The sequence below is a fragment of the Actinomadura formosensis genome (assembly GCF_050948385.1).
Lineage (GTDB): Bacteria > Actinomycetota > Actinomycetes > Streptosporangiales > Streptosporangiaceae > Spirillospora > Spirillospora formosensis.
Map to the genome: position 1 here is coordinate 5876127 of NZ_CP192011.1, position 14801 is coordinate 5890927.

Consider the following 14801-nt stretch of genomic DNA (forward strand, 5'->3'; position numbering starts at 1 on the left):
TCACCTCCGGGCGGCATTTCATGCGCTCGGCAAATGCCAGTGCTCGACGCGGGTCACGGTCCAGACGACCGCACGGCGCCCGGTAATCCGGGTTTCATCGGCTGGATGCGGCTCAAAGCCGCACGGGCCCGTTGCGATAGGCCCCCTCCTTGATCAGCACGTATGAAAACTCCGGACACGTTTCGCGGCTCAGCGAGGTATGTCCGGCGTGACGGGCTGAGCCGGATGTGGCCAACAGTGCAGATGCGACCCTCCAGCGACTTGATGAAGTCCGAAACAGCGCTCACGGTGAGGGCGGTGCCGCTCTTCTCTGGAGGTGGGCGTGACACGGTCCTCCAAGCCCGAGACCAGGGCCGCCGCACAGGCGATCGTGGCAGAGTTCGGCCGGACGGTATCCCAGAAACGGGGGCTGGGAGGAGCAGAGGAGGACCAGCTACGAGGGCCGCTAGAGATACTCCTGCGGAAACTCGGTTCCCTCATCGGCGTAGAGGCCGTTCCCTATGGCGAGGTGAGGCTCGGCCCACTCCGCGCGCGGCCGGACTACGCCGTGAACATCGGGCAAGTACGAGTCGGCTACGTCGAGTTGAAAAAGCCTGGCAAGGGTGTCCCCGGAGCGGCGGAGTGGCGCCCGACGAAAGGCGACCAGGAACAGTGGAGCAAGCTCTGCTCGCTCCCGAACGTGGTCTATACCGACGGCGTAACGTGGGCGCAGTACTCGTACGGCGAGCGGATCTCGTCGATCGTCAGGCTCGCCAACACGATCTCTGACCTGCGCCGCCCCTCGGAGCATGCCGTCACCGAACTGGTCGGCGTCCTTCGGCGCTTCCTGCTCTGGGAGCCGGAGTCCCCGCAAACGCTGACCTCGCTGGTGAAAATCATCGGGGGCCTGTGCGGACTGTTGAAGGAGGAGGTCCACGCCGCGATCACCGACCCGCTGAAGAAGCGGTCGCAGATGCGGCTGGCATTGCTCGCCGACGACTGGCGGGACCTGCTCTTCCCCGGTCTCGACAACGAACGGTTCGCCGACGCGTTCGCACAAACGATCACGTTCGCGTTGCTCCTGGCCCGTGTCGACGGCATCGACCTCCTCGGCGAGACCTACCACGAGATCGCCCAGAAACTGGGGAAGCGGCACCTGCTGATGGGGCAGGCGTTCGCCGTGCTCACCAGCGGCGTGGACGATGAACTGGACACGATCGAGACCCTGCGCCGTGTCATCAACGTCGCCCGCCTTCATGATCTCGACGTCAGCCCGGCGGACGCCTACGCCTACCTGTACGAACGCTTCCTCGCGACCTACGACCCCGTGCTGCGCAAGGACACCGGCTCCTACTACACCCCTATTGACGTCGCCCGCCATATAGTCAGATTTGTCGACGAGGTACTGCAAGAACATCTCGGCAAGGAGTGGGGCTTCGCCGACGACGACGTCGTGATCGTGGATCCCGCGATGGGCACCGGGACCTTCCTCGTCGAGATCATCAGCGCCGTGGCCGACCGCGTCGGCGACAAGCTCGGTCCCGGGACACGCGAGGACTTCGTCCATGACCTGGTCTCGAAAAGGCTCATCGGGTTCGAGATCCAGGTCGCCCCGTATGCGGTCGCCGAACTTCGCATCCACGGCTCCTTCAAGACCCGGTTCCAGGTGGAGACACCCCCCAAGGCGCGGCGATTCCTCACCGATGCGCTGGCCGACCCGAACCACGTGCAGCGAAAGCTGGGCGCCCCCTACCGGGTGATGGAGGAAGCGCGCGACGAGGCGAACGACATCAAGCTCAAGGTTCCGGTGATGGTGGTCATCGGCAATCCACCGCACGTGGAAAACGCGAAGGGCCGCGCCCCATGGATCGAACATCCGCGGCGGGGAGCATCTGGGTCCCGGTCCGTCTCCAAGCGCCCTTCCATCGACGAGTTCAGAGCCGACGGTCTCGGCCGCTACGAGTCCGACCTGCACGGCACGCCCTGGTACTTCCTGCGCTGGGCGACCTGGAAGGTGTTCGAGGCCGAGCAGCGCATGCCGGCGGGCATAGTCGCCTTCATCGTCCCGTCCAGTGTGACCAGAGGCCGTGCCTTCAGCGGTCTGCGTGAGTATCTGCGACGCAAGTGCAAGGTGGGCTGGGTCATCGAACTCACCCCCGAGGGCAACCGTCCACCGATGCCCACTCGCATCTTCGGACCCGATGTGGGCCGGCAACTCAGCATCCTCATCTTCGCTAACGCCGCCTGTTCCGATGAGGAGGAAGCAGCCGACGTCCGGTATCTCGAATTGACCGGAACGCGCGAGGAGAAGCGCTCCGCACTGGAGGGGCTGAAAACGACAGATCCACGTTGGCTGCGCTGCAGCCGCGAATGGCAGGACGCCTTCCTCCCCGCCGGCGACCCAACATGGACGGCCTTCCCTTCACTTAGTGATCTCATGCCTTGGCGCTCCCGAGGCATCACCCCAGGACGGACCTGGGTGTACGCACCCACAGCCGACCTGCTACGAGACCGCTGGCGCGCGTTTCTGGCCGCTCCGGCCGGGGAGCGCCGCGAACTCTTCCGGGAAGGCCGGGACCGAACCTTGCACAGCAAGGTCAAGCCGCTGCCCGGCTTCCCGCGCCCCCTTCGACCGCTGGCAGAAGAGTTCGGCTCCTGTCCCGAACCGGTCCAAGTGGCCTACCGCTCATTCGACCGGCAGTGGCTCATCCCCGACAACCGGCTCCTGGCCAGGGGCCGCCCCCCGCTCTGGCAGGTCCGATCCGAGCAGCAGATCTATGTCTCCGAGCAGGACGCCCACCAGATCGAGGACGGCCCGGCATTGACCTTCACCGGACTCGTACCAGACCTCCACCACTACTGTGGCTGGGGTGGCGGAGGGGTGCGCCCGCTCTGGCGCGATCCCACAGGCAACGTTCCCAACATGACCGGCAAGTTGCTCAACCATCTCAGCGGCGTATTGGGGCTCTCCGTCTCCGCGCCGGATGTGCTGGCCTACATCGCGGCTGTGACCGCCCACCCCGGGTACACCCACCGGTTCAGACAACAGCTACGACAGCCAGGCGTACGAGTCCCGATCACCGCGGACCCGGCGTTGTGGGGCGACGCACTGACCATCGGCCACGAGGTCCTCTGGCTCCACACGTACGGCAGCCGCCTCAGTGATCCCGCCATGACGCTTAAACGCTCTGAGCGTGCCATCGTCGAGCGCTTCGGCATCAAGTGCCTGGCTCCCGTGAGATCACTCCCCGAGCGGCTTCCCGAGCACCTCGCCTACGATCCGGATGCACAAACGCTTTACGTCGGCAGCGGGGCCTTCGCACCCGTGCGGCAGGAAGTCATCGACTACACGGTCTCCGGTCGGCGTGTGGTGTGGCGTTGGTTGAACGACCGGACCACCCGCCCCCGGAACAAGCGCAGGTCGTCAGGGCTCGACGACATCACGCAGACCGCCTGGAGCCGTACCCTCACGTTCGAGTTCCTGGCACTTCTCTCCGTCCTGACAGGATGCGTGCTCCTGCACCCGGAACAGGAACGACTCCTAGACGAGATCTGTGCAGGTCCGCTGATCAGCAACAGCGACCTCAACGACGCCGGAGTCCTCCCCGTCCCCCTCGCCGCCACAAAGCCACCGACATCAGCACCACCCAACTCCTCTCCCCTCCCCGGCAGCTGACCTCGGTCCTCGCCTCACCGCATGGTTCCCCGCCCGCTGTGACCCACTTCGTCCTCACGCCCCGGTGGTGGAGCCGGGCCGCACGATCATCAGCACCACCACGACCGCCCAGAGCAAATTGAAGATTCCCGTCAGCATGGTCAGTCGCGTCGCTGCCGCACGCGCCGTCTCGCCGGCGACTCCGCCAGCCGCTCGGTGGGCCTCGATCTGGGCGAGCAGCCGCCGCTGCTACGAGCTCACCGACGCGGGACGCCGCCGCCGACTTGCCCCCCCGACAGCCCTCCGGCGAGCGCGCCGCCCGCCAGGCCATCGGCCAGTTCGGCACGGTCGCCGAGCTCGCACCGCACTTTCAGCGCGAGCTCACCATCGCCCAAGCCCGGCACACCGCGGGCGCCATCGCGGTCCTGGTGCCGTTCCTGTTCGCCTGCTGGCACTCGGCGGAGCTCGCGGACGGCTCCGCCGACGGGCGGCTCCCCGAGCTCGTCCAGCTGACGGCCGCGCACCTGGGAGGCGTGGCGGCCACCACCGCGCCCGACTCTCGCCGCGCGGTGGCGTCGCGGGGAAGCAGGGCGAAGCTTGACCGAACCCCGCCGGCCCGCCGATCTCGCTTTCAATCCGTAGGCTGTGGGCTTGAGCCCCACGCGAACAGCTTGGGGTTGGTGTTCCTCTGCTGGGCCCAGGCGCGGACGCCGGCTTCGAGGGCTTGGACAACTCGGCCGCGCGGTGCCGGCGGTGCAGATCTCTCTTGAGCCCACTCTCGCCGGCGGCTGCGGCCGGCACGCACGCCGGTGAATGAGCCAGCCGGAGGGCGGCAGGTGCAACTGGAGCGACCCCGGCCACAGCCTTATTGATCTTGGCTGCAGACCGCGATCAACGCCACCGATCCAACAAGTTGGATGCCTCTCCGCTCGCCGCCGCTTGACGCAGAGAGGTGCCTTTAACTGGGCAGGCCACTGCAGTTGGTCAGACCGAGGGCGGATCGCAGGGGACCGGCGTCGGACGCTTCGCAGCCGAATCTGTTTGGGTGCAGTTCCATGAAGTGAGCACGGTGATCAGACGGTGAGTGCGTACTCGTCCTGGTGGCGGGTGCGTTCATGCTCGCGGCGCACGTGGAAGGCCCAATAGTGGTCAAGGTCGTTGTTGGCGATACCCTGGGCGAGTGGGTGGCAAGGAGGATTCTCAGGGCGGCATGAGGCCGGGACATATCGCCCCTTCACTGTCAGTGCTGGACAGCACCGATCGTGAGATCCTTCGGATCCTCCAGAAAGACGGGCGCACGTCGAACTCCGCGATCGCGAGGCGGCTGGGGATCACCGAGACGACCGTGCGTAAGCGCATCGCGGCGATGCGCGACCGGGACCTCATCGAAATCGTCGCGGTGCCCACTCCCCGGCTGGCCGGGTACAACATCTCGGCGATCATCGGGCTCTCGGTGAGCCTCACTCACCTTCGCGAAGTGAGCCAGAAACTGGTCGAAGCGCCGGAGGTCCGCTATTGCGGTCTGTCCACGGGGCGTTTCGACGTGATGATCGAGGCTTTCTTCTACGACAAGGAGCACCTGCTCCGATTCACCACCGAGGTACTCGGAGCGCTGCCGGGAATCACCGCCGTGGAGACCTCGCTCATCCTCAAGATCGAGAAGTTCTCCTACGAGTGGGAACTCGGCTGAGCGGTCCGGCGCACGGCCGCCACACCGACGAACTGCTCGAACAGCCCGGTCATTCCGCTCTCCTCCGCGTGGCCCTGCACCCCGCAGGCGAAGGTCCGGTCACGAACCTCGATACCCTCGATGATCCCGTCCTCGGCCCACGCCGACTCCACCACTCCCCGGCCGAGGTCACCGACCGCCTGATGGTGGTGGGTGGCGATGTCGGCGCGTTCCCCGAGCGCGGCGTGCAACCTGCTGCCGGGCCGGGTGGTGATCGGGTGCTTTCCGAACCCTGAACGGACCGGCAGATGCGTGTCGGTATGGACGACATCGGGAAGATGCTGGATCAGGGTGCCGCCGCGTACGACGTTGAGCAATTGCATGCCCCGGCAGATGCCGAGGATGGGCAGGTCGGCGGCCAGGGCGAAGCCGGTGAGCCGGATCTCCCACTCGTCCCGCAGCGCGTCCGCCGCGCGCACGGACGGATGCGGTCGCGCCCCGTACCGCCGGGGGTCGATGTCCCCTCCCCCGGCCAGCACCAGGCCGTCGAGCTTCTCGACCACGTCGGATGCCGCCCCCAACTGGGGAGGGAGGACGGCGGCGAGCCCGCCGGCGGCCAGGACCTGCTCGTGGTAGGCCACCGGAAGCACGACCGCTCGCCGCCGCCGGACATCCCATGCGGATTCAGCCAGGTCGGCGCTGATGCCGATCAGAGGCTTGCCCGTCACGACTACCTCGCGGTTGGCGTTCCGTACCGGCGGAACGCTCAGAAGACCTCGGTCTTGGTCAGCCGGGCGTAGACATCCGGGCGGCCCTGTTTGAGCTGCAGCGACCGCACGGTTCCGGCGAGGAACGCCAGCGGAATGAAGCTGAGAAGGAGGAAGTTCACCCAGTCGGTGCGGCCCGACAGCAGCTCGAAGTTGCGCGCCACCAGCCACGACGCGACGCCCAGTCCGGCGAGACTGAGAAGTGGCGCCACCGTTGTGCTCCACACGCTCAGCCCATGCGTGGTGTTCACCCGGTTGAAGTAGACCGCGATCGCGAGGGAGCACAATGCCTGCAGGACGATCACGGCCAGCACGCCCGGCGCCACCAGCAGCAGGAACACCTGAAGGTAGGGGTCGGCTCCCGCGAGCACGAACGCGGTGACCGCCACCAGGCCGATGGCCCCCTGGACGGCGCTGGCCACGTACGGCGAATGGTGGTCGGGGTGGACACGGGCGAGCTTGCCGGGCAGCATCTTTTCGCGTCCGAGTGTGAACAGGTACCGCGACGCGGTGTTGTGGAAGGCCAGCGTGGACGCGAACGCACTGGTCACCAGCAGGATCTCCATCACGACCACCGCACCGTGCCCGACGTACTTCTCCGTCGCGGCGAACACCAGCCCGACCGGGTCGGCGGTGGCGGCGTCCACGATCGACGCCTTGCCGTAGGCGACGTAGACGATCCATGCCATGAACGTGTAGAAGAGGGCCAGGAATCCCACGGCCAGGTAGACGGCCCGGGGGACGGTCCGCTCGGGGTCGCGGGCCTCTTCCGAGTAGATCGCGGTCGACTCGAACCCGATGAACGCGCCGAACACGATGGCGAACATCGCGCCCGTGCCGCCGCCCGCGAAGATCGCCGATGGGGAGAAGGAGCGCAGGTCGAGACCGTCCGCGCCGCCCTGCCAGAGCACCGGCGCGGCGAGGACCAGCAGGATCGCGGCCTCCGACAGCAGGGCGACGCCGAGCACCTTCGCGCTGAGCGAGATCTGCCGGTGGCCCAGGTAGACCACGATGGCCAGCGCGGTGAACGAGAACACCGGCCACGGCACGTCGATCCCGAGGGCGTCCCGGACCGGCACCGCGGCGAAGGCCCCGACCGCCCCGAGCTGGCCGATGGCGATCACCGAGTACGCCGCCATCGCCAGCGTGGCCGCCCCGCCGCCGACCGGCCGGCCGAGGCCCTGCCCGATGTAGGAGTAGAAGGCGCCGGCGTTCTTGATGCGCAGCGCCATCCGGGTCAGGCCGACCGCGAACAGCAGGAGCACGATGCCCGCGACGAGCTGGGCGCCGGGGGCTCCGATCCCGCCGATCATGAAGGCCAGCGGGGCGAAACCCGCCACCACCAGGAGTGGCCCGGCCGCGGCCACGACGAAGAAGGCCAGCTCGAAGGGGCCCATTCGGCCCTGGATCAGGGGCGCGGACGCGTTCGCCGCTCTGCCGCCGACGGTGTTCGCCTGCTCCGGGTTCGTCATGGCTGTCTCCAGGGGTGCATCGTGGTCAGGAAGCGATCGAGGTCGGGTAGCGCTCCGCGTAGGCGGCGGCCGCGGCGGTGAACGCCTCGATGCGGGGCCGCAGGACGCCGGCGCCGATCTGGCCTCCGGACCGTCCGGCCAGGCCGCCGTCGATCAGCGGAGTGACGCCGGTGGCGACGACGGCGTGCAGGTCGATGCCCACCGGCGTTCCGCGGAAGTCGAACGCCGGGATCCGGTAGGTGGGATGCTCGGCCGAGGTGATGGCGTACATCGCCTCGTTGTTGGCCATCATCGCCTGGAAACTGCCGCCCTGGTAGTCCATCAGCGACGGGGCGCACGCCTGTGCCATCCCGCCGAGGCCGATGGTCTCGGTGACGCAGCTCTCTCCGCCGATCCATTCGGCGTCGGCCGCGGTGAAACCGTCGAAGAACCGTCCTTGAAGCTCGGGGTGGCCGCCGCGGAACCACTCCTGGCCCAGACCGCTGACGCGGATCGCGAACTCGCGGCAGTTGATCGCCATTCCCGTGACCAGGCTGCTGTGCTCGACGCCGTGGGCGGCGTCCGCGGTGGCCTTGGCCGCGGCCATGCCGAGTCTCAGGAAGGTGTAGTCGTTCGCCAGGAAGAAGTCCATGACCTCCTCCACCCGCGTCCGCCACTCCGCCGCCGTGGCCAGTGCGAACAGCCGCGGGGTCAGCTCCCGCTGCAGCAGCAGGGTGGCCGCCGTGTTGCGGCTGTGCAGCTCGTCGCCCAGCCGCAACGCCCGGGCCATCATCGGCTTGAGCGGGATCGGGTCGCCGGCGAGGCACTCGGCCAGCACCGGCGCCATGGTCGACTCCAGCCACCGCAGCCCGTCGGCGACTTCTTGGTCGTAGGACCCGTAGTTGAGCCGGTAGCGGCTCTTGCCTTCGTAGAAGTTGCAGAAGGCGAGGTTGCCGTGGACGTCGTCGCGGACGATGAACACCGGCATCGAGGCGGTGTAGATGCCGGCGACCGAGCCTATGCAGTCGTGCTGCTGGGTGGAGCGCACCTGGATCTCGCCGCGATCGAGCTTGGCCTCGGCGTCCTCGGCGCTCCCCGCCAAGCCCTCGTAGACCGCGCCGTAGAGGATGGCGCGACGCTGGCCGCCCGTGTACTCGGGCCATTCCAGCGGTGCCCCGGAGGTCAGGATGGTGGTGGGCGTCATCCCGGGCACGACGTCACCGGCCGCGGCCACGCCCACCAGCACGGGCTCGGCGCCGACCATTCTCGCCGATGCCTCCGTGTTGGCCCGCAGGCGGCGCGCTTCGGCCGAGGTCTCGTTCACGGTGGGCATCTCAAAGCCTCTGCAGGTAGTTCCGGGTCTCCCAGTCGGTGACCACCGATCCGTACTCGCGGCACTCCGCCCGCTTGTAGTCCAGGAAGGTGCGGTGGAACTCCTTGCCCATGACCCGCTCGGCGAGGCCGTCGGCCTCGAACAGGTCCAGCGCCTGCTCCAGCGAGCGCGGCAGCGCGAGGTCGCCGTATCCGGCGAGTTCCTCCGCGCTCATCCGATAGGTGTCGCGGTTGAGCGGCTCGCCCGGGTCGAGCTTGTTGGCGACGCCGTCCAGCCCGGCGGCGAGGATCAGCCCGATGCCGAGGTGGTAGTTGACCGAGGCGTCCACGGTGCGCACCTCAAGGCAGTACCGGTTCACCGGCATCCGGCACATCAGGGTCCGGTTGTTCTCGCCCCAGCCCCGGTAGACCGGGGCCCAGGAGATCTCGTCCATGAACCCCTTGCTGGTGAACCGCTTGTAGGAGTTGACCGTCGGCGACGTCACCGCGCAAATGGCGCCCGCGTGGGCCAGCACGCCGGCCACGAAGTGGCGGGCGGTGTCGCTGTAACCGCCGCCGGACCCGGCCTCGAAGACGTTCCGGCCGGTCTCCTTGTCGGCCAGGCTGATGTTCACGTGCGACGCGGAGCCGAAGTCGTCCTGGAACGGCTTGGCCATGAACGTGGCGATGCAGCCGAGTTCGCGAGCGACGTGCTTGGCCATCAGCCGGAAGATCACCATGCGGTCGGCCATGGTGAGCGCGTCGGTGTAGTCGAAGTTGAACTCGTACTGCCCGTCGCCGCCCTCGTGGTCGAAGGAGTAGACGCCGTAGCCGAGCTGGTTCATGTACTCGACCATCGGCCCCAGGAAGGGCTCGGCCAGCACCGTGGTCTCCAGGTCGTAGCCCCGCGTCGGCGCGTCCAACCGGTCCTGCGGCACCAGCGGCTCCCACCCCTGGCCGGTCTCGCGCACGACGTAGAACTCCGGCTCGATCCCCACGTTGGCGACGAAGCCCATCTCCGCGGCCTCGTTGACCTGGCGGAGCAGGAAGTTGCGCGCCTCCTGCGGGTAGAGCCCGCCGTCGAGGTGCAGGCTGGTCGGCACCACCGCGAACTCCGGCTTCCAGGGCAGGATTACCAGCCGGTCCAGGTCGGGGATGCCCGCGCACTCGTCCTCATGCGGGCCGAGGTCGCCCATGCCCTCCAGCGCCCCCACGGTGTACAGCTCCGAGCCCTTCGCCATGGAGGGCAGCGACTCCACCGGGACGCACTTGCTCTTCGGCACCCCATGGATGTCCACATAGAAGCCGAACACGTACTTGACGCCCTGCTCGATCAACCGGTCTCGGAGGACTTCCAGCTGTGACACAAACCACTCCTCTGCTTGATTTCGACCCATAGTGGGGTTCTGTGGATCGAATGTCAACACTTCAAGGCCGCATGAGTGCATGATTTCGATTCCAGGCGTCAGGGCGTTGGGACGACGGAGGGCATGCCTGATACCGCCTGAGGCTTCGGTAAGCCCCTGCGGACGGTGCGCGATCGGGGTGGCGGCGGGGTCCACCGCTCACCGTGCGCGGCGACGCCTCATCGAGGACACGACTCACCGCGAACTGCTGACGCCTGCCTGCGAAGTACCGGCCGGAAGGTCTACGTGATCAATCCACTCGCCGGCACCGGCTATCGCGAACGGCGCACCACCGTTCGCCCCAGGGCGATCCCCCTGACACATGCGGGTTTCGGCCGGCGGCTCAGCGTTTGAGGAGGTAGGCCAGCATGGCGGCGGTCGTGAAGGCGACCAGGATGTAGAACATGACGTAGGCCATCAGCGCGACCGCCGCCAGGACGAGGACCGCGAACACGACGATCGAGATGACGGCGACGGCGGCGCTCCCCACGATGAAGGCCGACACGTTGGCGGCGGTGCCGTGCGCCAGCGTCAGCGCGGACGTGCCCGGCATGCCCCGGGGCGCGGGCAGCAGCACGGACACGAGGGCGAGCGCGCCGAACGAGACCAGGCCCGCCTGCGTGGCGAAGAACTCCAGGACCGTCCACAGCACGGACACCGGCCACTGCAGCGACCAGGTGTGCACCGCGTCGTTGAGCCAGTGCGTTTTCACCGCGAACGGCCCGGCCGCCACGGCGGGCGCGTGCTTGTAGATCTCCCCCCAGATCACCAGGACGGCGAGCACGGCGCCGAACAGCCCGGCCCGGCCTGGACGGCCGTGCGGCATGACGTCCGCCCGCATCAGCCTGGCCATGAGGAATGGGTAGCCGATCATCAAGGCGATGCCGAGCAGCAGGACGAGCAGGTACAGCGGGTACAGGAACGTGACGAGGATGGCGTTGTGCTCCATCCCGACACGGGGGATCGCATAGCCGAAGGCCAGGTCGGCGAACAGCGGGACCCAGGCGACCAGGCCGATGACGGCCGCCGCGGCGCGCACCTTCTTGGGCAGCGCCACCGCGCCCCACACCAGCAGTGCGGCGCCGCCGAGGAAGCACAGCACCAGGACGGCGGCGAGCCAGGTGGGCGAGGTGTGGGCGTCGTCGTTGCTCGCGCACTGGTCGCCGGCGGAGTCGAAGCAGGTGAAGAACGTCCTGCGGTTGCCGGTGGCGTCACCGCGGACCCAGCGCCGGTCGACCGACTCGTACCGGACGCCGAGCTTGAACTCCTTGGAGAGCCTCCGGCGCCCATCGCCCGACAGTACCGCCCGGTACGTCTCGTCACCGTCAACGCGGTCGAGGTGGAAGGCGAACGAACCGCCCTTTCGCGTCGTGGTCGACGCGGCAGGCTCCCATTCACCGCCGAACATGCCGCCCTCCCGTTGCAGCAGGACGTCCAGGCCCGAGGCGGCGCCCTGGAACCTGCCGCTGATCGTCACGGGTTCGCGGTTGGTCGGGTGTGAGGGGGTGGCGTGCAGCGACGGGGCGTCGGCACGCGCGCCCGGTGCGAGGACGCACAGGAACGCGACCACGAGCGTCGCTACGGCGAGAAGACCGCGGAAGCGGGCGGTGCCGGGCTGCGAACAGGGAGGGGCGGAGAACGGCATGCGGCTCCTTGTGCGATCACGGTCCGCGCAGACGAGTCGGTGGCGGTGGCGGTGGCGGTGGCGGTGGCGAACGGGTGGGAGCCGGTGGACGAAGCGGTCGGGGCGCTGCGGTGGGTCAGGGAGGTAGGTCGCGCGGATACCGGTCAGTGAGCCCGGCGGGTTCCAGCCCGAGCGCGCGCTCCAGATCCGCGGGCGAGTGCCCGCGCAGGTAGGCGGCGAACTTATGCTTGACCTGGTCCATGTATCCGGACGCGGTCTTCTCGGTGATGAACAGGCGTCGCGCGATGCTGCGGAACGATTCGCCGCGGGCTCGTCCCGCCAACACGTCCCGTTCCCGGGGTGACAGGCCGGGCAGCCGGCCGCGCCGTCCGGCCAGCTCCGCCAGCCCGGTCAGGGCTTGGGTGATGACGATCCGGCCGGCCGCGACATCGGCGGCGGCATCGGCGAGCACGGGCAGCGGCTCGGCCTTGTGCACGATGCCGCGCGCCCCCGCGTTCAAGCATGCGACCAGGACGGCGCGGCGCCGCTCGTTGGTGTAGACGAGGACGCGCCACCCGTCCGCGGCGAGCGCCGCCACCGCGTCGGGCCCCTGGAGGACGGGATCGGTTCCGGTGCCGGTCAGCGTGAGGTCGAGCAGGACGACCTCCGCGTGTGGGCGGACGGCCAGGAACGCCGCCACGTCCTGGCACGCGGCCACGACGTCCAGGCCCGGCACCAGGACCCGGAGGCCGTCCCGGATGAGGGTGTCGTCGTCGATCGCCGCCACCCGCACGCGGGGCTCGCCCGTCACGACGCGACCTCCGGCTCGACGGCCCCCCGCAAGGCGGGTCCGCCGGGCAGGGGTCCGCGCAGCGTGACCCGCGTACCGTCGCCGGGGACCGAGTGCACGTGCACGGCGATCCCGTGGGCGGCCAGAGCCTGCTCGACCTGGACGCGCAGCCCGAACCCGCGCGGCGTGGCGGCCGGGTCGAACCCGCGGCCGTCGTCGGCGACGGTCACCTCCCATTCGCCTTCGGCGGGATCGGCGTCGGCGTGCACGACGACGTTCGAAGCGTCCGCATGCACCCGCACGTTCGCCAGCAGGGTGCCCACGGCCGCGCGGACGGCCCCGGCGGCGGGTTCCGGCAGGCGGACACCGCCGGCCAGGTCCACGCTGGCCTCCACGGGCAGGTCGCGGTAGTCGCCGACGGCCGCCCGCAGCACCGAGACCAGTGACGGGTCGCCCGCGTCCGCGTCCACCGGCGGGTCGGCCGCCGGGTCGTCCAGGAACGCGCGGACCCGGTTGGCCAGCGCCATCGCCTGCGCACGCAGCGGCCCGTCCAGCTCCTCGGGGACGCCGCCTCCGGCGAACAGCCGCAGCACGCTGATGTTGTCGTGCAGCAGCAGCCGCTGCCGTTCCCGCTCCCGCAGCCGCGCCGCCTCGGCCGCCGCCCGCGCCGCCTCCTCCCGCGCGCGCTCGACGTCGCCGGCCAGCCGCCGCAGGTAACCGATCAGCAGCCGGGCCAGCACCGCGAACCCGGCATAGGCGAACGCGTTGCCCAGCGCGGTCGCCGCCGCGCCGTCCGCTGCCCCCGGCAGGGTCGCGGCCAGGTAGCACCCGGCGAGGACGGCGACCGCGGCCGCAATGTGCCGCCGCCGCGTGAACACGACCGCCGCTCCCACGGCGGAGCTCAACGTGCAGGCGAACCCCCACGCCGTCCAGCTCCCCGTACGGTCGGACGCGGCGGTGAACAGCGGCTGGGCCAGCAGCACCGCACCCGCGGTCACCGTGTCGGCCCAGCCCCAGCGGCGGTCACGGTAGGCGCGGGCACCGACCACGACCGCGCCGACCGCCACCGACTCGGCCAGGTAGCCGCCGAGGACCACCAGCAGCAGGACCGGCGAGGTCGCGTGCCGCAGGGCGACCGGCGACGCGACGGCGAACTGCGCCAGGTTCACCGCGCGCACGCCTGCGAACACCGCCACCGCGCACAACTCCACCCCCGCCGGAGTCGTCGGCAGCGCGGGCCGCCGCAGCCCGCCGATCAGCTTCATGCCCGCATGATCCCCGACCCCGTTCCGTCCGCACCACCCGGCATTTCCCGGGATTGTCCCGCCTTGATCGCGTGTGCGATCGTCTAGGGGCGGCCGCCGTGCACGCGGTGCTCCCAGGCCCGCGGCAAGGCAGGACGGTGACGTGTCCGACTTCGATGATCTGGTGTCGGCCGAGCGGCGCAGGCTCGACGAGCAGGCGGCGGCGCGCGCCGCGAGCGAGAACGCCCGGCGGCACGGCGAACTGCCCGAGTGGCAACAGGTCGTGGCCCGCGTCCAGGATCTGCTGTCGGCCTCGGCGCGCCACCTTCGGGACGCCGCCGTCCCGTCCGTCCCCGTGCTGGAGGCGCGCAAGCCCAACGAGCGGTTGGAGCTCTGGGGGTTCGTGCTCGCCGGCCGCGTCATGATCGTCGGCCGCCGCTGGCCGCTCGGGGCTTTCGCCCTGGACCCCGAGGGCCACGCCTACCCGATGGCCCGTACGGAGCCGCTGGTGCCCGCCTACCCGCTCTCGCAGAGCCCTCCGCGCAACAAGAAGCTGCGCAAGGCGCGGCTCCGGACGGGCCTGGCGGCCGACCAGCAGGTGATGTGGGCGAACAAGGATCCGTACATCCTCGACCCGGTCATGGGCGTCGAAACCGGTCGCATCGCCTGCTTCGGCAAGGGCGAGGACGGCACTCCGCTGCTGCTTTCGGCCGACACCGCCGTCGGCCAGCCCCTGGAGCCCTTCCTCGCGAAGGCCGTCGCCCGATGCGTCGCCCAGAACGGCCGCCGCTGACGCGGGAGTCGCAGACCTTCTTCCGGACGCGGGCGCCGCCGGGACACCCGCCTTTCTCCATCAGTGCGGAAAGGAGTTGGCCGGCACCACCGGGTTCGCCGGGGAAGCGAGG

General features: G+C 69.4%; 11 protein-coding genes. 3 read left to right on the top strand and 8 right to left on the bottom strand.

What is annotated here, in order from left to right; genetic code table 11:
• Positions 1-316 precede the first annotated feature (316 nt).
• Positions 317-3655 (top strand): type ISP restriction/modification enzyme, encoded by a 3339-nt coding sequence (locus tag ACQP1N_RS27660; RefSeq protein ID WP_433227502.1) that lies wholly within the window; start codon positions 317-319, stop codon positions 3653-3655.
• Positions 3656-3891: 236 nt separating this feature from the next.
• On the opposite strand, the gene ACQP1N_RS27665 is transcribed toward ACQP1N_RS27660, so the two are convergent.
• On the bottom strand, positions 3892-4158 hold the full coding sequence (locus ACQP1N_RS27665; RefSeq protein WP_131732840.1) for a hypothetical protein: 267 nt from the start codon (positions 4156-4158) through the stop codon (positions 3892-3894).
• A gap of 656 nt (positions 4159-4814) precedes the next feature.
• Here ACQP1N_RS27665 and ACQP1N_RS27670 point away from each other — a divergent pair.
• Complete coding sequence (locus tag ACQP1N_RS27670) at positions 4815-5324, top strand: Lrp/AsnC family transcriptional regulator (RefSeq protein ID WP_131732841.1); 510 nt, start codon at positions 4815-4817, stop codon at positions 5322-5324.
• Here ACQP1N_RS27670 and ACQP1N_RS27675 read toward each other — a convergent pair.
• From ACQP1N_RS27675 to ACQP1N_RS27705, 7 genes are all read right to left on the bottom strand, one after another.
• Positions 5303-6031, bottom strand: a complete 729-nt coding sequence (locus ACQP1N_RS27675) for a gamma-glutamyl-gamma-aminobutyrate hydrolase family protein (protein ID WP_067798775.1) — start codon at positions 6029-6031, stop codon at positions 5303-5305. The two genes, ACQP1N_RS27670 and ACQP1N_RS27675, sit on opposite strands and share 22 nt — an antisense overlap.
• Positions 6032-6069: 38 nt before the next feature.
• Positions 6070-7542: an APC family permease gene (locus ACQP1N_RS27680; RefSeq protein WP_433227503.1), complete on the bottom strand. Its 1473-nt coding sequence runs from the start codon at positions 7540-7542 to the stop codon at positions 6070-6072.
• Between the two features lie 25 nt (positions 7543-7567).
• On the bottom strand, positions 7568-8845 hold the full coding sequence (locus ACQP1N_RS27685) for a DUF1116 domain-containing protein (protein ID WP_433227504.1): 1278 nt from the start codon (positions 8843-8845) through the stop codon (positions 7568-7570).
• 10 nt (positions 8846-8855) lie between these two features.
• A complete protein-coding gene (locus ACQP1N_RS27690; RefSeq protein WP_067798783.1) occupies positions 8856-10199 on the bottom strand; it encodes a hypothetical protein in 1344 nt (447 codons plus the stop codon).
• Between the two features lie 382 nt (positions 10200-10581).
• A complete protein-coding gene (locus ACQP1N_RS27695) occupies positions 10582-11883 on the bottom strand; it encodes a hypothetical protein (protein ID WP_433227505.1) in 1302 nt (433 codons plus the stop codon).
• A gap of 115 nt (positions 11884-11998) precedes the next feature.
• Positions 11999-12673 (bottom strand): LuxR C-terminal-related transcriptional regulator, encoded by a 675-nt coding sequence (locus tag ACQP1N_RS27700; RefSeq protein ID WP_433227506.1) that lies wholly within the window; start codon positions 12671-12673, stop codon positions 11999-12001.
• Entirely contained in the window at positions 12670-13917 is a 1248-nt protein-coding gene (locus ACQP1N_RS27705) for an ATP-binding protein (protein WP_433227507.1), read from the bottom strand. Before ACQP1N_RS27705 ends, ACQP1N_RS27700 begins: the two co-directional genes overlap by 4 nt.
• 142 nt (positions 13918-14059) lie before the next feature.
• Here ACQP1N_RS27705 and ACQP1N_RS27710 point away from each other — a divergent pair, with 142 nt between their 5' ends.
• Complete coding sequence (locus ACQP1N_RS27710) at positions 14060-14689, top strand: hypothetical protein (RefSeq protein ID WP_067798797.1); 630 nt, start codon at positions 14060-14062, stop codon at positions 14687-14689.
• Positions 14690-14801: the final 112 nt, after the last annotated feature.